The organism is Chryseomicrobium imtechense, assembly GCF_041475995.1.
Taxonomy (GTDB): domain Bacteria; phylum Bacillota; class Bacilli; order Bacillales_A; family Planococcaceae; genus Chryseomicrobium; species Chryseomicrobium aureum.
The window spans coordinates 205896-231799 of the sequence record NZ_JBGOBM010000002.1 but is presented as its reverse complement, the minus strand read 5'-3'; the positions used below and the strand labels follow the sequence as shown (position 1 = coordinate 231799).

Sequence of the window (25904 nt, the reverse complement as noted above, 5' to 3'; positions counted from 1 at the left end):
GAAACCCAATTTCGTGGGTCTCTGTCCTGTTACCTGAAAGTTTTGCCATAGGCTTATCTTCTTTGGTGGCTAGTGTTTAGCTCTCTCCAGAGGTGCGTCCAGTCCGAGTCTTTTTGCCTGAGAGATTCATGTACTAGACATTTGCTCCTTCGGCGACGCAAAATGCGTTCTCTCCCCGTACCTTCATCCGCAATTTATGCTGTTTTCAATACCTACATCCTAACATTCACGTATTGAAAACGCAATCTTTTTCTGTTTTTGAGTTTATACACGAACTATATAATGAAAATAAGTAATTAATGTTCGCCTTTTAAACGATTTACTTGAAATGCACAGTATTCTGTTATCTGTCGCAACGTTTTTCCTTCTGTTCGAATGACAATATGGGCTGCTTTTTTGTAAAATGGAAGCCTTTCATTGTACAATTTTTCAATTTGTTCACGAGTACTGCGCTGGACAATCGGACGATTTTTGTCGCGGTGAATTCGCATCCAAATATCTGGAAACACTGCATTTAAAAACAATACAAGTCCTGTCTCTCGCATAAGCTTCCTGTTCTCTTCTGCTATAGCCGCACCTCCACCGGTAGAGATTATACAATACTCATCTCTAAATCCTGCCAAAAATTCGGTCTCGAGCTTTCGAAAATGGGCTTCACCATATCGTTCAAAAATTTCTGGAATGGACATGCCTTGTTGTTTGACGATTTCTTTGTCCATGTCATAGAAGGGTATTCGAAGTGCGAAGCTCAGTCGCTTTCCGATTGCCGTTTTTCCACAGCCCATAAAGCCGATTAAGTAGACTTTTTTCACTACACTCACTCATTTACTTCGATTTGTTTTTTTCAGTATACACTATCCACCGCTGCTCTGCCTTCTCCCTATAGATTTTTTCCAGAGAATCATAAAAGTTGAGTTGAGCGAGGTAATGCGCCGATCCAAACAACATGGCTACGAGAAGTAGTTGAACAATTAATAAGGTGAGTGGCAAGATATACCCTCTAGAATACAACATCTCGATAAGTCTCCCTTTTAAACGTTTCACCAGACAGCAACTCCACAGAGAGTACAACTTTATTTTCATCTACTTTTATTGTGCAGGACGAGACATTCAACAGCATCGGTTCATTTCCTGCCCCGTTCTTAGATTTACGAATCCGTGTCCCTACTTTTTCATAGCGATGCACTGTTGTTTGTTGCACGATGTTTAAGGAACACGAAGAAAAGTGCGGACTAACGTGGCTGCTGGAATGAATCAAATGCGTAAATTCCAACCAGAATTGATCGAATTCCTGATGCTCCGCACTCTCAGTATTTTTTACATAGTCTGCTAGTACCGCAGAAAAAACTAACAAAAGTGTAGTGGTGAGACCTAGCACCAGAATTTGCAAGAGCTGATCTGCTAGTGTAAATCCCTTCTCACTTTTTATTCTCGGCAAGAGAGTTCCTCTCCATTTTTGGCAATGCACCACATCTCTCCCTTCCAATAACTTGTATAGATTTCATTATCTAAGACAAGTCTCCCTTCTGATTTACCAACCAATTCATATTCCGCTAAAGTAGTGAAATAATCGAATTTTGAGGCAGTAAGATTTTCAGTCATCGCAGTCACTAATGGAACGGTCGTGAAAATCAACACTAACAAACAGCTAAATGCAGCAAGCGCCTCTACTGTACTCCATCCGCGTTCATTCAAGCTGCACCCTCCCTTTCCCAATATGAACCGTAATGGTCTTATCTCCTTTTGAAGTTACAAAGATTGCGGTCCCAAAGGAAGTGATTGATCCATCCGCAGTAAATTGGATGATTGATAAATAAGAGGTATCTTTAAACCTAACACTGTCAGGAAACTTGACTCGTTTAAGCTCATTAATTCCCGAATGTATTGTATAAACTTTTTGTGCGGAAGAAAAATTTACGGCATAAGGACGTTTTTGCTCGATGGAGGAGACTTGCGCAGACAAAATATCCTGTTTCAGGAGTAAGAAGAATTGCGTTTCCTCTATTTTTATAGAAGTTCGATAGCTGTATAGAATTGAAAAACTAAGTACTAGTGTAGCAATGAGTAATACAACGAGTGCTTCCGGAAATGTAAAACCTGACTCATTCTTCATACGCTTCACTTATTGTTAACTACACCTGCAGCTATCGTTAATTCGGTACCGTCTGGGCAGACCAATGGACCCTCTTTTACAAATCCCTCTGACTGTAAGTCAGCAAGGTCTGGTTTTTTCTTAAACTCGAGTTTATAAGACTCGATTTGACTAGAAAGCATCGTGCGATAGGCCTCGCATCCCTTTTCATCAATCGTCGCGGTTTGTCGTGCGATATTAGGAATTGTCACAAGCAATAATACAGAAATAATTAATAAAACGATCATCATTTCTACTAAAGTAAAACCTTTTTGATTTTTAAGCCATCTCATATTGAATTCCTCCTAAAGTGATAGTAGATTGTACATCGGTAACATTAACGATAAATAGGCACTCACCACTAAAGCGCCCAATACTAAAAATAAGACTGGTTGCATTATTGCAATCGCTTTTGTGACTTTTCGCTCAAGAGTATCCATTGTAAACTCTTGAAACAATTCAAGTTCCTTCGCAATATAACCATGGATTTCACCATATTCCACATATCGAATCAATGCTTTTGTGAACCACCCAGATAAATGCATAGCTTTTGAAAATGAATGACCACTATTCAGATGAAAGAGCGTAGCAGTTGCCGATGACTTTAAAAGTTCTGAACGGTTGGACTCCATGTAGCGAAGTGATTCTGCAATGGTAAAACCACTTTCAAGTAACATACTCAAGTCTTTTGATAGCATATATCCAGTCAGTTCGTTTTGGTACTTTCGGATAATACGGAATTGTCGAAAACGGTGGGTATTGGGTTTTCTTCTCATACTACCTATTACACACGCCATCATGACGAACAAAATAGCGGCTCCAGTTATAAAATAAAATGGCAAAGAAAAGACTATCTCTACATAGGTCACAGCTTCTGGATTTGCACGTTCAATAATGGGACGAAAAATCGGAAGGAAATATAATTTGAAGACAACAAATAACAGAGACATGAAGAACAATAGTCCGACTGGGTAGCTAAGGGTCCGGATTGCCTTTTGTTTTAAGTTGTATCGGACACGTAAATTATGCGCCGTCACTTTAAAAATGCGACTTATTTGGCCGTGAACTTCTGCTAATTTGATGGATTCTACAATAGCAGAGGAATAACCAAGATAGTGAAAACCCATCGATAACTCACCCCCTTCTTCAAACAATCGTTTTAATTCATCGACTTTATCAGAAGATAAGTAAAATGGTGTAAGTATAAACAGGGCATCTGTACTCGAGATTCCTTCCTCTATCGTAACAGCCAGCTTATCCAAAAGTTCCGCCTGTGCCTGTGGATGCATCACTTACTCTCGAACCGCATGTTCAATTTGATAGGCAAGTGATAAGTCGTGAGGAATTGTTGGTCGCTGTCCATTTTGAATTGAAACAACCAAGGATTGGATGTCGTCCGTCTCTAAAATTTCGTATACCGCACCTAGTGCATGCTTCACCTGTTTACGCAGTAACAGACGCTGAGAAATATATGCGCGCGAAACTTGGTTGATTTCTTCAAGCGTTACGTCTAAATCAAGTAAACGGTAAATCGCACCGATTGCGTCTTTCGCATGAATTGTTGAAATTACTAGGTGGCCAGTTAGAGCTGCCTCCACTGCAATTTTAGCTGTCTCTTTGTCACGTATCTCACCTATTAAGATGACATCTGGAGAATGCCGTAGTATCGCTCGGAGTCCTGCAGAATAGGTAAGACCTGCGCCTTCGTTGACTTGAACTTGTAATAAATAGTCTTGGCTAACTTCAACAGGATCTTCCAAAGAGATCACGTGGCGTGCCAGCTCATTGGAGCAATACTTCGTTAGAGCATACATCGTCGTAGATTTCCCAGAGCCAGTAGGACCTATTAGCAAAACCAAACCTTGTCGTGACGCGACAATTTTACGTAATTGGACTGCTTGTGAGGCACTTAAACTAATTTCATCAATAGGAACACTTACATTGGGTTTGGCAATGCGAATTACCATACTCTCTCTTTTGGAAACAGATGATAGGGTAGAAACACGGAAATTGTAAAATAAAGAGTCGAAGGGCATTTCAAATGCACCACTTTGAGGATTTCGCTTATTGGTAATATCAAGTGAGGATAAAAATTTGAAGTACGTAACAATTCGATCACCGAATGCATGGGGGATTTTACCGGCATCGAACATTTGTTGATTTCTTCTGAACAACAGCTGATAACTTTTTTCTATAGGTATAAAATGAAGATCTGACGCTTCAAATAAAATCGCTTTTTCAAGCAATTCTTTGCTCTTCTTTTCAATTGGATTTAGTTCAGACAAAGCTAGCTCCTTTTCTCCAGTACATCCTGCATCGCCACCAGAATGTAGTTTAAGTATACCTAAACAAAATTGTCTGTCTAGCATTATTTCTGAATTATCAGAACTTTATTAAATGAAGGCAAGATGTGACAACATCTTGTCATTGTCATTTCGAGGTGAGATTCTGTTTACATTCGTTTGTCCAATACATTATAATAAGAGTGTGATTCGTCTGCCGTTAAAAGGAGGGACTCTAATTATGATGGGCAATATGTATAAAGTAATGGCTTTTTGGACAGGTATTTTCTCTGTCATGTTCTACCTTGGCGATATGGTTCCAGCTTCATTGATCATGTTAGCAAACACCGGATTATTTCTTCTTCTTGGTTTCTTGAACTTATCTGAACGTATGTATATGTATATCTTCGGTGCGTACCTCATGTTTTTCTTTGCAGGATTTACGTACTATGCATCATTCATTCACGTACCAGGAGCAAGTCACTAATCCAAAAAAGACCAGATTCTCTTATCGAGACTCTGGTCTTTTTTATTTAAAAACCGTTTAGGAACGGATTCGTATCTAATTCCTGTTGAATCGTTGTCTCTTCACCATGACCGGAATACACAACCGTATCTTCTGGTAATTCAACAAGCTTACGTGTAATTGATTGCATTAAGAGTTTTAAATCGCCGCCGATAAGGTCCGTACGACCGATACTCCCTCTGAATAATACATCCCCACTCACAACAAACCCATGCTCTTTAAATGAATAGCTGACACTTCCTGGAGAGTGGCCTGGTGTCTCAAGTACGTCAATTTCAAATCCTTCGAGTGTTAACTTCCCTTCGCTAACAGGTGTGATTTCGACTGCTACTTCTACATTTGGAAGCTCAGCATATTTTCCTGACCCATTTTTCATTGGGTCAGACAGCCATTTTTCTTCTGCTTTATGCAAATACACAGGAATCGAATACTTATCAACCATCGCCTGAAGAGCTCCAATGTGATCAAAATGGGCATGCGTTAAAAGAATAGCGATAGGGCGTACATTAGATTGTTCAAGTGCTTGCGTAATTTTTGCAGGTTCGTCGCTTGGATCAATAATGAGTGCGGCATTTCCTTTTCGTACGATATAACAATTTGTTTGAATGGGTCCGAGTGGTAATCTTCGAATCGTTGTCATAATTTCACCTCCTACTTAGTGTAACCGAACGTTCAAACAAATGTCATGAATCCTACTCGACAAATGCGCAGGAACAACGTAAAATAAAAGAGGAATATTTGTTTACGGCATTCATTTTCTGATGTCGAAAGGAGTGTCATCCATGAACTTATTAATCGTTATTTTTGGTTTAACAACGATCTTAGCTATCGTTGGAACGTACCAAGCGTTTAAAGAAAGAAATTTCTTAGGCGTATTCTTTAATGCCGCAACTGTTTTAGTATTTGGTTTCTTTTCGGTTGCGACGGTTATCTTCCAAGGATATCCACCAGGATTACACTAATTTCATGCATGCATGAGCAACTTAGCCTCCCGATTAGGGGAGGCTTTTTTGTTTATGTAGATGTGAAGTCGACTCAATCTCTGGCGCTATGGCAGTGAGTTCCAGGGGGAGCATACCGGAGCCACCTCTTGGCATACGAGAAGCTTGCACTTCTCGCCTCCACTGTAATTAGATGTGGAGCCGACTGTTCAGAAATTGTGCAAGATGACAGCGGAGCCCGTGAAGCGCTCTTTACTTTATGGGATGCGATGGCTTCTTGCGGGATTTCTAGGAGGTGCAACTCGATTCCATTTAGATTAATAGAACGTCACCCCGGGAACTCACTACCTCCACTTGTCGATTGCGAAAGTCATAAGATTTTAGTAGTAAGACCCTTAAGAAATCAGGTCTGAGTTTTGGATTAGTTTCCATAATAGTACTTCGGTAGAATAAATCACGGTTAGTGTAGAAGAAAAATCAGTTTCAGTAGAAGAAATCCTGATTAGTGCAGAATAAATTACTTATTCATCCGATGAACGTTCGTTCAGTTTGATGCCGACAATTTTTTATAGGTGACAGGCCCCTTATAGGAAATCCCGGAGGTCAGGACGTTATTTCCCGGGCCATCTGGGTTTTCACGAGACCCGGCAACGAAGATGAAAGTGCTCTTCTTTCATCTTACGTGGGGAGGCTCGGGGAAACCCACCCAGGAAATGGCGTTCTGGGTGGAGGGATTTCCAAAATAAAAAACCAGCACCTTATCTTGAATTTAATCAAGTAAGGTACTGGTCCACTTCTTTTATTCTACTACAGGTTCTTCTACTGGCTCTTCTACTGAACCCTCTTCAATCAATAACTGGCCTGTCTCACGATTATAGAATCGTAATAAGTCTCCATTGATCAATTGATCCGAGTAATTTAATTCTTGGTTGGCAGCTGCTGCTTGTTCTTCACAATTTACAGCTTCAATTTCAAGGCCTGTTTTCGCATCATAACATGTGTTTTTCGTGAAAACGAAATCTTCTGTAGTAAAACCTCCATCACGGAAAACTACTTTCTGTTCACGATCTTCTGCAAACAAGTTAGTACCTAACTGAATATCCTTAGACGAATCAATTCCAGCCATGTGTAAAATTGTTGGGCGTAAATCGATTTGACCTGCGATATCTGTTTTCTCTCCACCCATTCCACTGTCTGGGATATGGATGAATAGAGGTACCTCTTGAAGGCCTGAAGAAACGTAAGGAGTAACTTCTTCCCCTAGATATTGAGACATTGCACGGTTATGGTTTTCAGAAATACCATAATGATCACCGTACATTACAATGATTGAATCTTCATACAAACCAGCTGCTTTTAACTCATCAAACAATACACGAAGTGACTCATCCATGTAGCGCACTGTTTGGAAATAACGATTTAGTGTTCCAGAGTTAGAGTCATACTCTGGAATAAATTTATCTTCTTCATCCAATGTAAATGGATAGTGATTTGTTAATGTAATCATACGTGTGTAGAACGGTTGTGGAATGTCTTTCATCAATTCCACAGACTGTTCAAAGAATGGAATATCTTTCATTCCCCAGTTGACCGCTTGACCTTCTTCAATCGTGTAGCTATCAATATCAAAGAATTTTTCAATGCCAAGAGATTGATACATCATATCACGGTTCCAAAAACTTTTATTGTTGGCATGCATTACAGATGTATGGTAGCCATTTTCACCTAAACGTTCAGAAAGAGAGTTGTACGTATTTCCACCATGCGTGAAGAATACCGCTCCCCCACCAAGTGGATAAAGTGAATTTTCAACGATAAATTCTGAATCAGATGTCTTTCCAAGTCCTGTCTGATGATAGAAATTTGAGTAATACATCGTATCCGGATCTTGCGTCAATTCATTTAGAAATGGTGTAATAACTTCTCCATTCATTTCTTCATTAATTACGAAGTTTTGAATCGACTCCATTGAAACCACGATGATATTTTTATCTTTTGCAATTCCTTCAAGAGGTGAAGGGCTATCCACATGATTTGCTCGGACGTAGTTATTCACTTCTACAAGTTCACTACCATCAGCAAATGCACGCTGCGCTTGGGATTTTGATTGCACATACGCATCATAGATGTGGTAGTTGTATGTGCCGATATTTTTAACAAGCATTTCACGATCAAAGCTGCGCGTCAATAACTGTGGACGTTCAATCTCTGCAAGCCCTAAATTTAGAAAGAAAATTGCAGCAGCAAACACAAAGTATGCCTTCCGGTGAATTTGCTTTTGCACAATTTCTGTATTTTGTTTCGTGAGTTTACGAGCAATTACGAACAACAAGATGACATCTACGAAGTAAAAGATATCCGTGAAATAAATACTATTTTTTGCAGAACTTCCGAGATCTCCGAAGTTACTAGTTTGGAACAAAACGGGTAGTGTAATAAAGTCAGTAAAGAATCGGTAGAACACTACATTTGCGTAAAGAACAATAGATAAAATTGTTGCTCCAGCCAAGATAAATCGACGACGGCTACTTTCTTTAGAGAAAAACAAAGAAAGACCAAAGAACACTAAAATAAAACTTAATGGATTTAAAAATAAAATAAACTGCTGCATGATGTTTTCTAATTTCAAGTCAAAACTTGTATGATAAACAGTAAATGTTTTTAACCAAGTCAATACTATTGCAGCAAATAGTAAAGAATGTGTAGACCGTTTTTTCATGGCCACTCCTCCTTCAATATATGTGGATACTCTTCACATATTCCATAAAATCTTTACATAACGTAAATATAATACCCTCTATTAGACGGATTTAGTCCTAATTAGTTTCAAAATTTATAAATTTTACACCAAAAGTCATAGTCAATTGTAAATCGTTCATGTATTTATATCCCTTTTGATACGCGATTTCGAATAATTAGCTTAGCTTTAATATAGTCATCAGTCGATAACAAACCCGAACTGTGCAATTCATACAGCTCAAATTCCATAAGATCTACATCTGCCTGTAAATCCTTTGTGTAAACAAAAATACCAAATTTCTTTAATAACTGCTGGACGTCATAAAATGATTCCACTTTGTTCACCTACTTGTATCAAAAATACCATCTTGTAAAACGAGATGCTTCACGGGGATATCATGGCTTTCATACGGCACGGCATCTCGGAGCTGGGTTTCAAATGCCAAAGAAAGCGTTTCTCCCTTGTACTCTTCTAAAAAACGATCATAAAAACCTCCACCAAAACCGATACGATATCCATCTTTCGAAAAGACCACTCCTGGAACTATAACTAAATCAAATGTTGTAGATTCAGGACTGCTCTCAATTGGCTCTAAGATCCCTTTAAAGCCAGGTTTAACATCATTCCATGAGGTGATCTTTATAAACTTCATCTGTCGTGTAGAAAAGTCACTTTTCGGAACGTACACATCTTTTTCTGCTTCCCACAGCCATTCAATCAAACGTTTTGTATCAACTTCAGGGTATGAGGAAATGGTTACGGCAACAGACTGTACAGACTTATCTTTTATATACTGCCAAACATGTTGATGAAGGAATGTACTTTTTTCAGCATGGTTTTCTTTTGATAAGTTTTGCAATTGATTCAATACATCTATTCGCAGCTGTCGTTTCATTTCCTGCAACTCCCTTCAAGAAGAACACTCATCTGATCAAGACCAGATGAGTGAATGATGTGGTATTATTTTTTTAAAAAAACCAAAATCCGAGCGGGGATTTTGGTTGATCAGTTATTATTTCGTTTCACGGTGAAGAGTCATTTTCTTTTCACGAGAGCAATATTTCTTAAGCTCCAAACGCTCTGGATTGTTACGTTTGTTCTTTTTAGAAATGTAGTTACGCTCTCCACAATCTGTGCATGCAAGAGTAATATTAACGCGCATTGTAGTCCCTCCCACTCTATAAAGGATGTATTAAAATCATTTTGAGCTGATTTATACGACTTACCTATTATATCACAATGAAATATAAAATCTAGTCATTTTCACTAAATTATTTTGATGAACTCTTGTTTTACTCTAAAGGAAAACCAGTGCATTCTCTATTGGTTCCATAGAGTCTGCACTGGATTGAAATAATTTTAGTTTAAATCAATGTGCTTTCCTTTGCGAAGGTACAGCAATTGCTCTGCCATGTTCGTTGCATGATCTGCTGAACGCTCTAAGTAGCGACAGATAAAGGCAAGTTGTGTGATTTGTGGAAGCTGGTCTGGACTTGATACACCAGACCCTAACAAGTCACGAATCAGTTCACCGTACATTTTATCAATTTCGTCATCGAGCTTCGCAATAGTTTGCGCTTGTTCAACATCTTCTGCGATAAATGCATCTAATGTCAGACGTAAGATAGACACGGTTTTGTCTTTCATCTCTTGAATTTTAGGCAATTGAGTTAAATGCTCTTGTGAACCGATGCGTTCCGTCTCTTTCGCAATGTTGACTGCATAGTCCCCGACTCGCTCCATATCTCCAGCAATCTTCACTAAGACCATTAATCGTCGCAAATCTGTAGCAACAGGTTGCTGTCTAGCTATCGTTAAAATGACCGCATCATTAATTTCTTCCTCGAGTTTATTAATCTCCGCATCTGCTTCTTTAATTTTACTCGCCAGCGCGACATCATGATTTGCAAGTGCATCTACAGATTCACTAAGACGTTCAATTGAAAGTTGACTCATATGAATGAGCTTTTGGTGTAAATTCTTTAATTCGTTATCAAACATTTCTCTTACTACCATGTGAATAGCCCCCTTAGCCGAATCGACCTGAAATATAATCTTCTGTACGTTGATCAGATGGATTTGAGAAAATCACATTTGTCTCATCGTATTCAACAACTTCCCCGTTTAAGAAAAATGCTGTCTTGTCTGAAATTCGTCCTGCTTGTTGCATGTTATGCGTGACGATGATGATTGAGTAATCTTTCTTTAATTCCTGCACCAATTCTTCTACTTTTAAAGTACTGATCGGATCTAGGGCAGAAGTAGGCTCGTCCATCAAGATGACATCTGGTTCGATTGCTAGTGCACGTGCAATACAGATTCGTTGTTGTTGACCACCCGACAAGCTGTAAGCATTTGTAGATAGACGATCTTTTACTTCATCCCAGATCGCTGCGCCACGTAAACTTTTCTCGACAATTTCATCTAAGATTTTCTTGTTTTTAATACCGTGGATACGTGGACCATAGGCAATGTTGTCATAGATTGACTTCGGGAATGGGTTTGGTTTTTGGAATACCATTCCAACCTTCGTACGTAGTTCTTCAACTGTGTAATCCTTATCAAAAATGTTGCGACCGCGGTAGTGAATTTCGCCAGATGTTTTTACACCTTGTGTTAATTCCACCATACGATTTAGCGTTTTTATATACGTCGATTTCCCACATCCAGATGGACCGATAATCGCTGTCACTTCATTTTCGTAAATTGGCAAATCAATATTTTTCAAAGCGTGATTCGTGCCGTACCAAAGATTCAAACCTTTTGTATCATAGACAATTTGAGTTGTTTCAGGCTTTTTATCAATTTGTTGTACCATGTGTAGTCTCCCCTTTTCCGATGCGTCTAGTAACGCTTCTGGAATTTATTACGTATTAATATAGCCACAGAGTTCATTAACAATAGAACAGACATCAAAACAATGATCCCGGCAGAAGCAACGTTTTGGAAGTCCGCTTGTGGACGCTTCGCCCAGTCATAGATCTGCATAGGAAGTGCGGTAAATGTATCGAACACACCACTCGGCAAGAACTGAATAATGACGGGAACTCCAATGACGACTAGTGGAGCTGTTTCTCCAATTGCTCGAGATAATGCAAGAATAGAACCTGTTAAAATCCCCGGTATTGCACTTGGCAATACGACGCGTGTAATCGTCTGCCACTTTGTAGCTCCCATTCCATAAGAAGCTGCTCGCACTTCACTAGGAACAGCACGGATAGCTTCTTGAGATGCCACAATAATCACCGGTAGTATTAAAAGACTCATTGTAAATCCAGCTGCTAATACACTATTTCCAAGCGCAAGCGCACGAACGAAAATCGTTAAACCAAGTAAACCGAATACAACAGAAGGTACGCCGGCTAAATTTGAAATATTGACTCGAATAAAATCATTGATTTTGTTTTTCTTGGCATACTCTTCTAGATAGATTGCACTACCGATACCTAAGAACATCGAAACAGGTGCGACAACAGCCATCAACCAAATCGATCCAATTAAAGCCGCTTTAATACCAGCTTTTTCTGGGAAGCGTGAGGCAAAGTTGTTGAAGAAATCCCAAGAGAGATAGCCTATTCCTTGAGATAAAATTCGATAAAATAGCACAGCAAGCGTCATAAGAGCGAGTATTGTCGCAAATAAGAAGATGCCTTTGAAGATAAGATTGACAATTTTACGTGAATTCATCTTTTTCATCACGGCTTCATTGTTCATATAGCGCATATCAATACTCCTCTCTGAAACGTTTTGAAATTCGTTGTGCTAACAAGTTCATCACTAGTGTGAACAAGAACAATGTAAACCCAACTGCGTAAATGGAATAATAGATTGTTGTGCCATACCCAGCATCACCTGTTGCTACTTGCACAATGTAAGCTGTCATGGTTTGAATACTGTCTGTGAATTGACCATCAAATCGAGGCGTTGACCCTGCTGCTAGAGATACAATCATTGTCTCTCCAATTGCGCGTGACATCGCTAATACAATCGATGCTAAAATTCCAGACAGGGCAGCTGGAAGAACAATCTTCAGTGCCACTTCAAGACGAGTTGATCCCATTCCAAGTGCACCTTCACGAATGCTGTTCGGTACTGCGCTCATCGCATCTTCAGATAAAGAAGCAATCATTGGAATAATCATGATACCCACTACGATACCAGGGCTGATTGCATTGAAGATCTTCAGTTCAGGAATAAACTGCTGAAGCACTGGAGTAACAAATGTTAATGCAAAGTAGCCATATACGATTGTTGGTACACCCGCAAGTACTTCTAGAATTGGCTTAATAATTCTTCTAGCAGTATCACTTGCATATTCACTTAAGTAGATAGCTGCCGATAGACCAAGTGGCACTGCTACAATTACTGCTATGAATGTTACTTTTAAAGTACCAACAATGAGGGGCAATATCCCAAATCGCGCTTCTGTATTGGAGAATGGTAACCACTCTGTACCAAATAAGAAAGAGAAGAAAGGTACTTCTGTAAAGAAGATAAATGTTTCAACTATTAGTGTAAATACAATACCTAATGTAGTTAGTACAGAGATTGCTGCAATGATGAAAAGGACAACCGGTATTGCTTTTTCAAGTGTTTTCCGGTTTCGCTTTGCTCCTGCGTTTGCAATCATCTCTTGAACAGATGGACGTTGCTCAGCCATCGTGATCCCCCTTTTCCAACTAGACGGAAGAAAAGAGTAGCAAGACGCTACTCTTGTTCTTCACGTATAAACAGTGATTATTTTAAAGCTTCAAGTGCTTCCATATCTGCGTCATACTCTTCTTGTGGTGCAGATACATACCCAACAGCCTCAGCCATTGCTCCTGCATTTTCAATCACATATTTCATAAAGTCATATACTGCTGGATTTTCAGCAATAGCTGCATTGCTCGCATATGTGTAGAGTGGGCGTGATAGTGGTGAATATTCACCAGATTCAATTGTTTCGTTGTTTGGCTCAACGCCTTCAATGCTCACTGCAGAAATTGTATCTTGGTTCGCTAGGTAGTGCGCATACCCGAAGAATCCAATTGCATTGACGTCACCTTGTACACCTTGTACAAGTATGTTATCGTCTTCAGAAAGAGTTGCAGCTGAAACCATGTCAGCATCTTCTAAGATAACTTCATTGAAGTAATCGTAAGTACCTGAGTCTGAACCAGGTGAATAGAACACGATTTCTTCTTCAGGCCATTCAGGGTTGATATCTGACCACATTTTTGTTGTGCCATCTTCTACCCAAATCTTCTTCAAGTCTTCTACAGTTAAATCAGATGCCCAGTCATTTTCACTGTTTACTACTACCGTTAATCCGTCATAAGCAAGTAGGAATTCTGTAAAGTCAATTCCTGCTGCTTCTAATTTTGCTGCTTCTTCTTCTTTGATTGGACGAGATGCGTTTGAGAAGTCTGTAGTTCCTGCGATAAATTTCTCAAATCCTCCACCTGTTCCTGATACACCAACTGTTACTTGTACTTCACTTTGTGCAGAATATTCTTCAACTAGTGCTTCTAGGATTGGCGCTACTGTTGATGAACCATCTCCTACTACTGAACCTTCAACGACTGCTTCTTCACTACCAGTATCTGTTGTATCTGTACCTTCTGCTGATTCCGCAGCTTCGTCTCCACACGCTCCTAAAATAAGTGCAGATCCAAGCATTGCTGTTCCCATAAAGTATTTCCAGTTCTTCATCAGGTGTGTCCCCCTACGTTTTCTTGTTTTTTTCTTACACTAGTAACTTTATCAAGACTTTGTTGAGTAGAAATGAACGTCTTGTAAAGAAATTGTAAATGACCTTTTAGATGTGGAGCCGACTGTTCAGAAATTGTGCAAGATGACAGCGTGGACCGTGAAGCGCACTTTGCTTCATGGGCCGCGATGGCTACTTGCGGGATTTCTAGGAGGCGCAACTCGATTTCGTTCGAAGTCGAATACTTGTTGAAAGAGCCAGATTCAACTTCAGATGATTACTTAAGATCTTGCTAGTAAGGACTTAAGAATTCGGCATTTAACGCCCGTAATGTGCCAATTAAGGACCGAGAGAGCTCATTTAGCGACCGTACTCTATCCATTAGCGACCGAGATCTCGTCATTAACGCCCCAAATGATTTTATGGAAACTAATCATCCGGCTCAATTTAATTTAAACAATAAAAAAGCACACTCTTTTGAAGTTCATCAAAAGAATGTGCTTAAAATATAGTACTTCTATTTTACGATTCATCTTCCTCGTCAAACGCATCTTCAGAAATGGATGGAATGATTTGTGGATACAAAGAATCGACTTTCTCTTCTCCTGCTCGGCGCTCCATAATTTCAAAATACGCATCGACTAATTCTCGTGTTAGTGGTGTGGATGTATTTGTTTCATAGACATCACGAGTCGAAGCCCATGGAATCATTGTAGAATATGCAACCACAGGATTATCATAAGGAGCAAAGCCTACATGAGAAAGTGTAACTGTTGGAAATTGTGTTCTTTGAACTGGATCGTATGCAAATGTTTCAGCAGTTCCGGTTTTTCCTGCTCCGTCATATTTGAAATCTGCAAATGATCCACGTGCCGTTCCTGCAGACCCGCTGTAAACACGTCGCATCGCAGAACGCATCCGCTCAATTTCGGATGGGGTATTTTCTAAGATATTCAACACAGTGGGTTGAATTTCTCTTTCTAATACACCCATTTCCACTCCATTCTCAGAAGCCTGGCGAATTTCTTTTAAAACTCTTGGTTGTATTCGTTTTCCACCATTCGCTAATGTTGCAATATATTGCGTTAATTGAAGTGGTGTATACGTATCATACTGCCCAATACTTAAATCGAGCAATTTCCCTGCCTCGTCATTATCAGAATTACTGAAACCTGAGACTTCACCAGGAAGATCAATACCCGTCGGAACTCCTAAACCTAGTTGAGCATAACCATTTCGCATTTTCGTGAAGGCGTCAAAATTAAAGTTAATGGATTGGCGTGGTCGGTACACTTCATCTGCTAATGTAAAAGCAGTTTTAAACATATATACATTGGATGAACGCTCAATAGCTGTTATATCATTCATAGAGATTCGACCCGTTCGATTAAATACAGAAGTTTTCGGTCTATCTTGAGCAATCAGAATCGGTTCGTCCACTTTTACATCACCAGGTCGAATCGCACCTTCACGGTAACCGGTTAGCAGTGTTCCTGCTTTAATAGTAGAACCAGCTTCATATGCAGTAGTAAACGTACCGAATGCATAGTCATCTACAATATAACCACCCGTTTGTGGGTCGCGTGCAAACTCTGAAGTTACGGGATCGCGTCGTAATATTTTACCTACCATTGCAATAACTTCACCCGTATTCGGATCCATCATTGTAAAGAACATACGATCTAAATGACGTGTCCCTGAATTTCGCTTCATTTCAAGAAGCCGCTGCGTCACAATCTCTTCGAGTTTAGCTTGCACTTCCGTATCAATTGAAAGTACAAGATCTTTCCCTGGGTCCCCTTCATATACAGTTTGCGTATCAATTACTCGGCCTTTACCGTCTGTGATATTCTTTACTACAGATTTTTGACCTTGTAATATTTCTTCATATTGTTGCTCAACATAACTGCGCCCTACTCGATCATTACGAGAATAATCGCGTGCAAGGTAGTGATTTAAATCCGAGCGAGGAATCCCCTCTTTTGGTAGTGTAGTTGTTCCTAAAATGGCAAGGTTTGAGTTTCGTACACGGCGCCAGTCTGTTGTTGTGTTAACGCCTGTCAATTCGTTCAAGCGCTCAGAAACACGTGCAAACTCTTCTACCGTCACATTTTCTCCTTTAATAATTTGAGGAGATAATGCATACCCAGAAACCATATCACGGTAAATCGCGATGTTCTCAAGCTCTTGCTCTGTAAAGGATTCAAGTTCTGCCTCTGGAATACTATCTCGAATCAAGCGATTCATCTGACGCGATTTTTCAGGATTCGTCAACGTCTCATCTTGTTCGATTGCATCTTGCTCATCCTTATCTACATAGCGATACATGTCGTCTTTATTTTTTCGTAACCAATAATCTTGTAAGTCACTTTTCGTAATTTGGGACGTTTCTTTTTCAATTAACTGGGCAAGCTGCTCAGCAATTCCCCACATCTCGTCACCTGTTGTTGTTTGCATCTTCGTGTATGTAATCGCGCGTTCTGCTTGATTGTCGACCAGAATACGCCCTTGACTATCAAAGATGCGACCACGCGGGACGCTCGTATTAACAGGAACTTCTTCCGTTCGTGCGAGTATTCGCGAGTAATCTTCTCCTTTTACTATCTGTAAATAGCCTAACCTGAAGATCAATGCTGTGAACAGAAGAAAAATTGTGAAAAACAAAATATTCATCCGGAAGATTAAATGGGCTCTTTGTTTTGATTTGGAACTTCTAGTTTGTTGTTTAGCTTTTTTCATTACGTGCACCTCGCTTACAAGTATAACACGTCTAACTAGATGAAAATGTTTCAACAAACCGAAAAAAAACCACAAACCGAAGTTTGTGGTCGTACTGTATTATTTTGCTGCTTCGTAACGTTTTGACACTTCATCCCAGTTTACAACATTCCAGAAAGAAGAAATGTAGTCAGGACGACGATTTTGGTAGTTCAAGTAGTAAGCGTGCTCCCATACATCCAAACCTAGTAGTGGAGTTTTGCCTTCCATGATTGGTGAGTCTTGGTTTGGAGTTGAAGAAACTTCAATTTCCCCGTTTGCTACTGATAACCAAGCCCATCCTGAACCAAAACGAGTAGTTGCTGCTTTTGTGAACTCTTCTTTAAACGCATCAAAGCTACCGAATTTGCTGTCGATTGCTTCAGCAAGTGCACCTGTTGGCTGGCCGCCACCATTTGGAGAAAGGATTTCCCAGAACAATGAGTGGTTTGCGTGACCTCCACCGTTGTTACGAACTGCTGTGCGAATGTCTTCAGGAACAGCATCCAAGTTTGCGATAAGTTCTTCAACAGACTTTGAAGAAAGATCCGAATGTCCTTCAAGAGCGTTGTTCACGTTCGTGATATACGTGTTGTGGTGTTTCGTGTGGTGAATGTTCATAGTCTCTTTGTCGATATGAGGCTCTAATGCGTCATATTCGTACGGTAATTTCGGTAATTCAAAAGCCATTGTCAATTCCTCCTAAGGTACTAGTGATACTTCCACTATTTACATTAGCAAAGAAGACAATGGCAATCAAATAAAAACTATTTATTGTTTCATTTTTCAGGCTTTTGACTGAACTTATACAAAGAAGATAAAAATCAAAATCATAATTGTGAAGAGTATCGCTTTCACCAAACTCGATGTCACAAGTCCAACAAACGAGCCTACCCCTGCACGGAATGCATCTTTCACATTCTTTTTCGAGAAAATCAATTCAGCAAGGAAAGCACCTAAAAATGGACCAACTATGATACCTACTACTGGAATCACAAAAGGACCGAAGATCAATCCGATTGTGCTTCCGTATAGGCCAGGCTTCGTGCCTCCAAAGCGTTTAACACTCGCGAGGTTGGCAAGTGTATCTGCGCTAAAGATTAGGACGACGAAGAACACTTGTATAATCCAGAACCATACTGTCAGTTCTGAGAATGAGAAGAACAATCCGTATAGAATATAACCAATCAGCAAGAATACAACTGATGGGATGATGGGATATACGAGCCCAACATAAGCAATGGCAAAACTTGCGATGATTAAAATCCATCCGATGATCTCCATTTATACACGCTTCCCAAGTACTGCTTCTGCGATATTTACAGAATGATCACCGATACGTTCTAAGTTGCTTAGAATATCAACGAACATAACGCCTGCTTGACCTGTACACTTGCCCTCGTTTAGACGAGCGATATGGTTTTTACGGAATTTACGTTCCATTTTGTCGATTGTGTTCTCTTGCTCTGCTACTTCACGTGCAAGCTCAGCAGAGTTTTCATCCAATGCTTTCATCGCTTTTGAAACTGTATCAATCGTTAACTCGAACATTACAGACACGTCTTCAATCGCATCTTCTGTCAATTGAAGCTTGTGTGCATCTTGGTATTGAATCAACTCGATGATGTTTTCGAAGTGATCTCCGATACGCTCGATATCGCGTACTGTGTTCATCAACATGTTATGACGTGTTGAATCTTGTGGTGAAAGCGACTGAGATGAGATTTTCACTAAATAATCCGTAATCTTATGGTCAAGATTGTTTAATGCCTCTTCAATCTGAACCGTAAGCTCAGCATCACGCTTTGTTCTATTTTTTAAATAACTATATGTTAATTCTAATCCTTGAACACTCATGCCACCCATGCGAAGAATTTCTTCTTTCGCTTGACCGATTGCAATCGATGGCGATTGTTCAATAAAGTTTTCATCTAAATGTTTTGGTTTGTATTCAATTGATACCTCTTCACCTGGAATCACTTTCGTTACAACATACGCCCATAAACCAATTAATGGGAATTGAATAATTGTGTTGGCAACGTTAAATGAACCGTGGGCAAATGCTATTTGCATTCTTTCTTCCAAACCTAGAAGGCCTGATAACCACAGAACATAACTTTCGAACAATGGAAGAATTAATAGGAATATAACTGTACCAACCAAGTTAAACAGTACGTGTACAGCAGCAGCACGACGAGCTACGATAGATGCACCAAAAGCAGCAAGGACCGCAGTGATTGTTGTTCCGATGTTATCACCGAACAAAATTGGTAAAGCAGCATCCAGTGTTACTAAATTTTCAGCATAAAGTTGTTGTAGAATCCCTATAGTGGCACTTGAGCTTTGAACAAGCACTGTGAACAATGTACCCGCAACAACTCCAAGAATAGGATTGACACTCATTTCAACTGTTAAATCTGTAAACGCTTGTACTTCGCGTAAAGGTTTCATCCCTTCACCCATAAGTTCTAAACCGAGGAACAGTCCACCAAATCCAAAAATAACTTCTCCGATGTTGTGGATACGTGCGTTTTTAAAGAAGAAAATTGCGAACGCACCCGCAGCCATGATTGGTAGTGCATAAGCACCAACATCAAATCCGATGATAAATGCCGTAACCGTGGTCCCGATGTTGGCTCCCATGATTACACCAATCGCTTGTCGTAAGTTCATAAATCCAGCACTTACAAGTCCGACAACTAACACGGTCGTACCAGATGAAGACTGAATAAGTATTGTCACAATGATACCGACTAACACACCCATAAAAGGATTCGTAGTAAAGCGATCTAAGATTTCACGTAGTCGATCACCTGCTGCTTTTTGCAGGCCATCACCCATAAATTTAATTGAGAATAAGAAAATACCTAAACCACCGAAGAAGGTGAACAGCATTTCTTGCCAGTTTAATTCCACGTAAAGGTCAACTCCCATACAATTTTTTGACACGCCACTCATTATGCTTAAAGTATAAACCTATTGTAAAGAGAAATCACAACAAATTTACAATATCTTAATAATTGAAGTTTTAAATTTTGACATGGTACAATACGGTTCGAAAGGACGCGTGACTAATGACTATATGGAAACTTTTCACGGCAAGTCTTAGTTCCCCTAAGAAACTAGCAGCTTTTCGACTAGCTCCGATGGGTAAGACGATGCAGTATATTTTTCTTTTTATCACTTTGTTTACCTTACTTGGTTTTTTTCAATTCACCACGCAAATCGGCCCGAGCACGACTGAATTGGATGGAGTTTTAGAGTACTTTAATGAAATCAATTGGTTGTTATATCCGTTTGCATTCTTACTTTTATTTATTATTCAAACGTTACTGATATTTGCACGAATCAGCCTATTATCAGGAATTGTCTGGCTACTAGCTCCTTTAGTTAAAAAACGCGGTGACTATCGATTCTTGTGGAGAACAACATTATTTGCAAACACATGGTCCTTCTTACTTTTACTAGTAAGCTACATGTTTATTGGTGATATAGTAAGTATTCAGTGGTTGAGTTATGCCCTCACTCTAATTTTCGCTTTATGGGCACTCAAGTATTATCCGAAGCTACCAAAAAAATCATAGAAATTTTCCTCCTCTCATATACTTTGTAGACAGGAGGTTTTTTTATGCGGTACATACTTGTTTCTTTGCTCATTTGTTTTATTTTGCTATGCAATACGTGTGGATTTAGAACAGGATTCCCTCGTTTCACATCCATCTACTTCGAACTATTCGGTTGTTCACTCCCAAAGCACTTCATTAAAAGAAAGTTATGCGGCTTCATCTTCTTCACTCTCCTTTGTAGATTGGCAAGAACTGGTCCGACAATTAAATCCGGCTGTCCGGAACTTTAATGAAGAAGCATACGTTTATCCTAAATGGACGGATTAAGCTTCCTTCTTGTCTTTCTGTCTGGTACATTGGTAGAATGAAGTGAAGCGCAACAACAAAAGGAGCGAAAACAATGCCAGAAATGATCCATCGTTCAAACACACGCCCAGTACGTGTTGGAGATATCACCATTGGTGGAAGTAATGAATTATTTATTCAAAGTATGACAACTACAAAAACACATGATGTGGACGCAACAGTAGCTGAGATTCTTCGTCTTGAAGAAGCCGGCTGTCAGGTTGTTCGTGTTGCATGCCCAGATGAGCGTGCAGCTTATTCAATCGGTGCTATTAAAGCACGAATCAACATCCCACTTGTTGTTGATATCCACTTTGATTACAAGCTTGCTCTGATTGCGATTGAGCAAGGTGCGGATAAAATTCGTATCAATCCAGGAAACATTGGACGTCGTGAAAAAGTAGAAGCTGTTGTAAATGCAGCGAAAGCGAAAAATATTCCAATTCGTATTGGTGTAAACGCGGGGTCACTTGAGCGTAAAATTTTAGAAAAGTACGGCTACCCAACTGCAGAAGGTATGGTTGAAAGTGCTTTACATCATATAAAAATTCTTGAAGACCTTGATTTCCATGACATCATTGTTTCGATGAAAGCTTCGGACGTCAACTTGGCTATTGAAGCTTATCGTCTAGCTTCACAAGCATTTGATTATCCCCTTCATTTAGGGATTACAGAATCCGGTACATTATTCGCAGGTTCAATCAAGAGTGCAGCCGGTTTAGGAACTCTTCTAAGCATGGGTATCGGAAATACATTACGTGTTTCTCTCTCAGCAGACCCAGTCGAAGAAGTTAAAGTGGCTCGCGAACTATTAAAAGTATTTGGATTATCCTCTAATGCTGCAACATTAATTTCATGCCCTACTTGCGGACGTATTGAAATCGATTTGATTTCTATCGCAAACGAAGTAGAAGAATATATCTCAACAATTAAAGCACCAATCAAAGTAGCTGTACTCGGTTGTGCGGTAAACGGTCCTGGTGAGGCACGTGAAGCAGATATCGGGATTGCTGGTGCACGTGGAGAAGGACTTCTCTTCCGTAAAGGGAAGACGGTACGAAAAGTGCCAGAAGAAACAATGGTGGAAGAACTAAAAATAGAAATTGATAAAATTGCAGCTGAATATTTTGCGCAACAAGAACTTGAAAAGCAAAATGCGCAAAGTCAGGAAGTCTAGAATGGCTCGTTTTGGAATCGATATCGATGGAACGGTCACGTGTCCAACGTCCCTTCTTCCCCATATCAATGAAGCCTTTGAGACAAATCTTGTTTTAGATGATATCAAAGAATACGATTTGACGGCAGCTTTCCCTGTCGATCAAATGACATTTTACAAATGGTTTAAAGAGGCCGAACCTAAAATCTACGCTACTTCTCCTATTCAAGAGCATGCAAAACGTGTGTTAGACGAGTGGAAGAAGCATTACGAGTTGTATTTCATCTCTGCACGAGGTGAAAACGTATCGGACGTGACGCTAGACTGGTTCAAACAACAAGAGCTCCATTATGATCATATTGAATTGATCGGTTCTCATAATAAAGTAGAAACTGCTCGTATTCATCAAGTCGATGCATTTTTTGAAGACAAGCACGACAATGCTGTAGAAATTGGTGAGGAACTCGATATACCGGTTTTATTATTTGACACACCGTATAATCGACAACCTGTTCCGAAGCAAGTAGTACGCGTACAAAACTGGAAAGAAGCAGATGCTTGGATTAAGTATCACTTTCCAATTAAATAAAAAAATCCAGCGGTTCTCTCATCTTGAGAAATCGCTGGATTTTTATTTTAGAAATAGAAAATTAATACTAGATATCTATTGAGCAAATAAAGTTGAGTGCAGTGGAACTCAACGTCATAGCAGGCACATCTTGTTTACTCGAAGTTTTTGAAGCCGCGGTCTGCACATTTTATAGTTGGCATTCTGGACATTTCCCATAAACCTCTAATTTATGGTTTTCAATGGCATATCCAGGAATTTCTTGCTTGATAGAGTCTATTGGACAAATTGCAATTTGTTTCGTGTCCCCGCACTCCATACATATAAAATGATGGTGATGATGATCCACGTCACAATGCATTCGGAAATGTTTCTCTCCAGAAAGCTCTGTCTCTTCTAAGATTCCTAACTCTACAAATGTATGCAAGTTGCGATAAATCGTATCAAAGCTCATAGATGGATAATCTGCACGCAGTTCTGTGGCTACATTTTTAGCCGTCACATATTTATCTGTTTTCGTTAAAAGTTCCACAAGGCGCTCTCGTTTATCTGTCCGTTTAAAACCATTTTCTTTCAATATTCCCCATGCTTTTCTTTCATTCATACTACTCTCCCCTTCCGATTCGAAACAATTGCAATGACAATAAGTAAAATCAAAATAGATGTCAACACAATCGTTGCGCCTGGAGCTAGGTCCAAATAAAAGGCAGTCACAAGACCAATTAATACTGCCGACTGGCCAAACAATAACGACCAAAGTATGGCACTTTTAAAACTTTTCGCAATCCGCATTGCAGCTGCTACCGGTAAAGTCATTAGTGAAGACACTAAGAGAATTCCCACAATGCGCATTGAAGCAGCAATAACTAAAGCTGTAACAATCATGAACATAAAGTGAATCCATTTTGCGGGAAGACCTACAGCAGATGCATACTCGTCATCAAATGATAATACAAATAGTTCTTTAAAGAATGCAAGTAAGAATAGTACAACAATTGCTGTAACGGCGATAACAATCATCATATCTTGATAGCTCACCGCAGATACCGAACCAAATAAATACGAAAATAGATCTGTTCGGAAGCCATCCGCAAGTGAAATAAATAAAGCAGCTAAACCAAGTCCTGCAGACATGATAATGGGTATAGCGAGTTCTTGGTAGTGTTTATAAAGAGAACGTAATTTCTCAATTAAGGTTGACCCTGCCACAGCTGACGCCATTCCGAGATACAACGGATTGAGCAACGCAAGGGCCGGCACAGTTTGACTCAAAAATAAGCTACCCGCGATTCCTGCAAGGGTCACATGGCTCAGTGCATCTGCAATGAGCGAAAGACGACGTACCACTATGAACACACCTAGTAGAGGCGCCATAATCCCAATTAATATTCCTGAGATAAATGCTTGCCGTAAAAAATCATACGTAAGGATTGCTTCAATCATGGGTATGGCCTCCCCCGTGTGTCACACGTCGGACGGGATGGCCGTACCATTTCTCAAGCTGTTCATCGGAAAGCATTGCCATATCTTTTTGATAGCCATGAAAATGAATCGTGCGGTTCAAACAAGCCACGTGTGAAATACTTTTAGAGACGGCATCGACATCATGCGTTATTAAAATGATTGTAATTCCATGATGCGTATTCAAATGCGTTAACATGCGATAGAACGATTGCATGTTCTGTTGATCAATTCCTACAGTTGGTTCATCAAGCAATAATATCTTAGGCTTGCTAATTAACGCCCTAGCAATAAACACACGCTGCTGCTGTCCCCCAGATAAAGCACTTATTGGGCGATCACTATACGCTTGCATACCGACAGAAATCAAGGCTTCTTTCACTTGGTCTGCTACATTTTTTGGATACCTATGAAATAAACCTGATTTTTTTGCAAGACCACTTCGGACTACTTCAAAAACTGTAGCAGGAAAACCACTATTAAAGCTATTGGATTTTTGAGAGACGTAACCGATGCAAGCACGATCCTTAAAATCTTGCACAGGCTTTCCAAATAAATGGACTTCCCCTTTCATAGGACGAAGGAGGCCTAGAATTATTTTCATTAACGTCGATTTCCCTGAACCATTCGGGCCAATAATCGCTAAAAAGTCTCCTTCATTGATTGTGAGCGAGACATCTTGTAGAGCTTCCGTTTTATCATAGTAGAAACTCACATTATTCATTTCTATATATGGAGTCATAGACGACACTTCTTTCTAACTAATAATCATTCCGATTTACACTTGATTCAGTATACTGGAAGTAAAATTGAATGTAAATAAAAAAAGACCGCCAATTGGCGATCTTACATAAGCGCATTTAATGCATCCGGATTAAATTTACCAGATTTCAACATCTCAATTTCGATTGCATACGGTGCTTTTTTTGATTTTGCATCGACACCAACAAAAGGTGTTTCTAAGATTTTGGGAAGTGCTGCAAGTTGTGGATGATGAATCACATAATGCAGTGCTTCAAATCCAATTTCACCATGACCAATATTGGCATGGCGGTCCTTCGCTGCGCCCTGTACATTTTTCGAGTCATTGACATGAATGACTTTTAGTCGATCAAGCCCAACAATTTTATCAAATTCATTTAATACACCATCGAAATCTTCTCGAACATTGTAGCCTGCGTCGTGAACGTGACAGGTGTCCATACAAACAGATAAACGTTCGTTATGTGTAACACCCTCCATAATCATCGCAATCTCTTCAAATGTTCGACCGATTTCAGACCCTTTTCCTGCCATTGTCTCAAGAGCAATCTGGACATCACCTTTTGTCTCAAGCACTGTATTTAAGCCTTCAACAATACGCGCTACGCCCGCTTCTACACCAGCGCCCACGTGTGCACCTGGGTGGAGAACAATCTGTTTTGAGCCAAGCGCGTGTGTGCGTTCAATCTCACTTTGCAAAAAGTCTACACCAAGTGCGAATGTTTCGGGTTTTGTTGTGTTGCCTAAATTGATGATATACGGAGCATGAACGACAATATTGGACATACCATTCGCTGCCATATGCGCAAGGCCAGCTTCGATATTTAATTCTTCGATTGGCTTTCTTCGAGTGTTTTGAGGTGCCCCTGTATAAATCATAAATGTCGATGAGCCATAACTTCGTGCTTCTTCACTCGCACCTTCAAGCATTTTCTTGCCACTCATTGAAACATGTGACCCTAGTAACATTGTTCATC

General features: G+C 39.8%; 30 protein-coding genes and 1 riboswitch. Of the genes, 5 read left to right on the top strand and 25 right to left on the bottom strand.

The window, feature by feature from the left end; translation table 11 throughout:
- Positions 1–95 precede the first annotated feature (95 nt).
- Positions 96–187: riboswitch (glycine riboswitch) on the bottom strand.
- Between the two features lie 109 nt (positions 188–296).
- The 7 genes from AB5N96_RS02805 to comGA form a co-directional block, all read right to left on the bottom strand.
- A complete protein-coding gene (locus tag AB5N96_RS02805) occupies positions 297–812 on the bottom strand; it encodes a shikimate kinase (protein ID WP_392453878.1) in 516 nt (171 codons plus the stop codon).
- 188 nt (positions 813–1000) lie between these two features.
- Positions 1001–1438 (bottom strand): ComGF family competence protein, encoded by a 438-nt coding sequence (locus AB5N96_RS02800; protein WP_204589326.1) that lies wholly within the window; start codon positions 1436–1438, stop codon positions 1001–1003.
- Complete coding sequence (locus AB5N96_RS02795; RefSeq protein WP_204589327.1) at positions 1426–1695, bottom strand: hypothetical protein; 270 nt, start codon at positions 1693–1695, stop codon at positions 1426–1428. The genes AB5N96_RS02800 and AB5N96_RS02795 overlap by 13 nt, the downstream gene beginning before the upstream one ends.
- Positions 1688–2113 (bottom strand): competence type IV pilus minor pilin ComGD, encoded by a 426-nt coding sequence (comGD, locus tag AB5N96_RS02790; RefSeq protein WP_499704618.1) that lies wholly within the window; start codon positions 2111–2113, stop codon positions 1688–1690. Before comGD ends, AB5N96_RS02795 begins: the two co-directional genes overlap by 8 nt.
- Positions 2114–2118: 5 nt before the next feature.
- Entirely contained in the window at positions 2119–2424 is a 306-nt protein-coding gene (comGC, locus tag AB5N96_RS02785) for a competence type IV pilus major pilin ComGC (RefSeq protein WP_204589329.1), read from the bottom strand.
- 12 nt (positions 2425–2436) lie between these two features.
- Positions 2437–3420: a type II secretion system F family protein gene (locus tag AB5N96_RS02780; RefSeq protein WP_204589330.1), complete on the bottom strand. Its 984-nt coding sequence runs from the start codon at positions 3418–3420 to the stop codon at positions 2437–2439.
- A gap of 3 nt (positions 3421–3423) precedes the next feature.
- Positions 3424–4416 carry a competence type IV pilus ATPase ComGA gene (comGA, locus tag AB5N96_RS02775; RefSeq protein WP_239584765.1) on the bottom strand — a complete coding sequence of 331 codons (993 nt, stop codon included), beginning with the start codon at positions 4414–4416 and terminating at the stop codon, positions 3424–3426.
- A gap of 241 nt (positions 4417–4657) precedes the next feature.
- On the opposite strand from comGA, the gene AB5N96_RS02770 reads away from it, so the two are divergent.
- Positions 4658–4900, top strand: coding sequence for a DUF2626 family protein (locus tag AB5N96_RS02770; RefSeq protein WP_204589389.1), 243 nt, complete (start codon positions 4658–4660; stop codon positions 4898–4900).
- A 46-nt stretch (positions 4901–4946) separates the two neighbouring features.
- Here the strand turns inward: AB5N96_RS02770 and AB5N96_RS02765 are convergent, their stop codons facing one another.
- Entirely contained in the window at positions 4947–5579 is a 633-nt protein-coding gene (locus tag AB5N96_RS02765; protein WP_204589332.1) for an MBL fold metallo-hydrolase, read from the bottom strand.
- Between the two features lie 142 nt (positions 5580–5721).
- Here AB5N96_RS02765 and AB5N96_RS02760 point away from each other — a divergent pair, with 142 nt between their 5' ends.
- Positions 5722–5901 carry a DUF2759 domain-containing protein gene (locus AB5N96_RS02760; RefSeq protein ID WP_204589333.1) on the top strand — a complete coding sequence of 60 codons (180 nt, stop codon included), beginning with the start codon at positions 5722–5724 and terminating at the stop codon, positions 5899–5901.
- A 778-nt stretch (positions 5902–6679) separates the two neighbouring features.
- Here AB5N96_RS02760 and AB5N96_RS02755 read toward each other — a convergent pair.
- The 13 genes from AB5N96_RS02755 to AB5N96_RS02695 all read right to left on the bottom strand — a co-directional run bounded on the left by AB5N96_RS02755 (position 6680) and on the right by AB5N96_RS02695 (position 19985).
- Entirely contained in the window at positions 6680–8599 is a 1920-nt protein-coding gene (locus AB5N96_RS02755; RefSeq protein ID WP_499704588.1) for an LTA synthase family protein, read from the bottom strand.
- A gap of 164 nt (positions 8600–8763) precedes the next feature.
- Positions 8764–8955 (bottom strand): YqgQ family protein, encoded by a 192-nt coding sequence (locus tag AB5N96_RS02750; RefSeq protein ID WP_342525433.1) that lies wholly within the window; start codon positions 8953–8955, stop codon positions 8764–8766.
- Positions 8956–8960: 5 nt separating this feature from the next.
- Positions 8961–9515 (bottom strand): 5-formyltetrahydrofolate cyclo-ligase, encoded by a 555-nt coding sequence (locus tag AB5N96_RS02745; protein ID WP_342525432.1) that lies wholly within the window; start codon positions 9513–9515, stop codon positions 8961–8963.
- Positions 9516–9632: 117 nt separating this feature from the next.
- Positions 9633–9782, bottom strand: coding sequence for a 50S ribosomal protein L33 (gene rpmG / locus AB5N96_RS02740; protein ID WP_053588882.1), 150 nt, complete (start codon positions 9780–9782; stop codon positions 9633–9635).
- Between the two features lie 197 nt (positions 9783–9979).
- Positions 9980–10636, bottom strand: a complete 657-nt coding sequence (phoU, locus tag AB5N96_RS02735; protein WP_204589337.1) for a phosphate signaling complex protein PhoU — start codon at positions 10634–10636, stop codon at positions 9980–9982.
- Positions 10637–10649: 13 nt separating this feature from the next.
- Positions 10650–11438: a phosphate ABC transporter ATP-binding protein PstB gene (pstB, locus tag AB5N96_RS02730; protein WP_204589338.1), complete on the bottom strand. Its 789-nt coding sequence runs from the start codon at positions 11436–11438 to the stop codon at positions 10650–10652.
- Between the two features lie 26 nt (positions 11439–11464).
- On the bottom strand, positions 11465–12343 hold the full coding sequence (gene pstA, locus AB5N96_RS02725; protein ID WP_204589339.1) for a phosphate ABC transporter permease PstA: 879 nt from the start codon (positions 12341–12343) through the stop codon (positions 11465–11467).
- 1 nt (position 12344) lies between these two features.
- Positions 12345–13280 (bottom strand): phosphate ABC transporter permease subunit PstC, encoded by a 936-nt coding sequence (pstC, locus tag AB5N96_RS02720; RefSeq protein ID WP_204589340.1) that lies wholly within the window; start codon positions 13278–13280, stop codon positions 12345–12347.
- Between the two features lie 77 nt (positions 13281–13357).
- Positions 13358–14314, bottom strand: coding sequence for a PstS family phosphate ABC transporter substrate-binding protein (locus AB5N96_RS02715; RefSeq protein ID WP_204589341.1), 957 nt, complete (start codon positions 14312–14314; stop codon positions 13358–13360).
- 520 nt (positions 14315–14834) lie between these two features.
- Entirely contained in the window at positions 14835–17051 is a 2217-nt protein-coding gene (locus tag AB5N96_RS02710) for a peptidoglycan D,D-transpeptidase FtsI family protein (RefSeq protein ID WP_499704587.1), read from the bottom strand.
- Positions 17052–17150: 99 nt separating this feature from the next.
- Positions 17151–17759 carry a superoxide dismutase gene (locus tag AB5N96_RS02705; protein WP_204589343.1) on the bottom strand — a complete coding sequence of 203 codons (609 nt, stop codon included), beginning with the start codon at positions 17757–17759 and terminating at the stop codon, positions 17151–17153.
- A gap of 114 nt (positions 17760–17873) precedes the next feature.
- Entirely contained in the window at positions 17874–18353 is a 480-nt protein-coding gene (locus AB5N96_RS02700) for a DUF456 domain-containing protein (protein ID WP_204589344.1), read from the bottom strand.
- Complete coding sequence (locus AB5N96_RS02695; RefSeq protein WP_499704586.1) at positions 18354–19985, bottom strand: Na/Pi cotransporter family protein; 1632 nt, start codon at positions 19983–19985, stop codon at positions 18354–18356.
- 158 nt (positions 19986–20143) lie between these two features.
- Between AB5N96_RS02695 and AB5N96_RS02690 the strand changes: the two genes are divergently transcribed.
- From AB5N96_RS02690 to AB5N96_RS02680, 3 genes are all read left to right on the top strand, one after another.
- Positions 20144–20653: a DUF1189 family protein gene (locus tag AB5N96_RS02690; RefSeq protein WP_499704585.1), complete on the top strand. Its 510-nt coding sequence runs from the start codon at positions 20144–20146 to the stop codon at positions 20651–20653.
- A 382-nt stretch (positions 20654–21035) separates the two neighbouring features.
- Positions 21036–22157, top strand: a complete 1122-nt coding sequence (gene ispG, locus AB5N96_RS02685; RefSeq protein ID WP_275580355.1) for a flavodoxin-dependent (E)-4-hydroxy-3-methylbut-2-enyl-diphosphate synthase — start codon at positions 21036–21038, stop codon at positions 22155–22157.
- A gap of 1 nt (position 22158) precedes the next feature.
- On the top strand, positions 22159–22725 hold the full coding sequence (locus AB5N96_RS02680) for a hypothetical protein (protein WP_392453894.1): 567 nt from the start codon (positions 22159–22161) through the stop codon (positions 22723–22725).
- A 169-nt stretch (positions 22726–22894) separates the two neighbouring features.
- Here AB5N96_RS02680 and AB5N96_RS02675 read toward each other — a convergent pair whose 3' ends face one another.
- The 4 genes from AB5N96_RS02675 to AB5N96_RS02660 form a co-directional block, all read right to left on the bottom strand.
- On the bottom strand, positions 22895–23308 hold the full coding sequence (locus AB5N96_RS02675; protein WP_392453895.1) for a Fur family transcriptional regulator: 414 nt from the start codon (positions 23306–23308) through the stop codon (positions 22895–22897).
- The gene (locus AB5N96_RS02670) at positions 23305–24147 is read right to left on the bottom strand and encodes a metal ABC transporter permease (RefSeq protein ID WP_392453896.1); all 843 of its coding nucleotides are present in this window, start codon (positions 24145–24147) and stop codon (positions 23305–23307) included. The genes AB5N96_RS02675 and AB5N96_RS02670 overlap by 4 nt, the downstream gene beginning before the upstream one ends.
- Positions 24140–24907: a metal ABC transporter ATP-binding protein gene (locus AB5N96_RS02665; RefSeq protein WP_204589351.1), complete on the bottom strand. Its 768-nt coding sequence runs from the start codon at positions 24905–24907 to the stop codon at positions 24140–24142. The genes AB5N96_RS02670 and AB5N96_RS02665 overlap by 8 nt, the downstream gene beginning before the upstream one ends.
- Before the next feature lie 104 nt (positions 24908–25011).
- Positions 25012–25896 (bottom strand): deoxyribonuclease IV, encoded by an 885-nt coding sequence (locus AB5N96_RS02660; protein ID WP_392453898.1) that lies wholly within the window; start codon positions 25894–25896, stop codon positions 25012–25014.
- Positions 25897–25904: the final 8 nt, after the last annotated feature.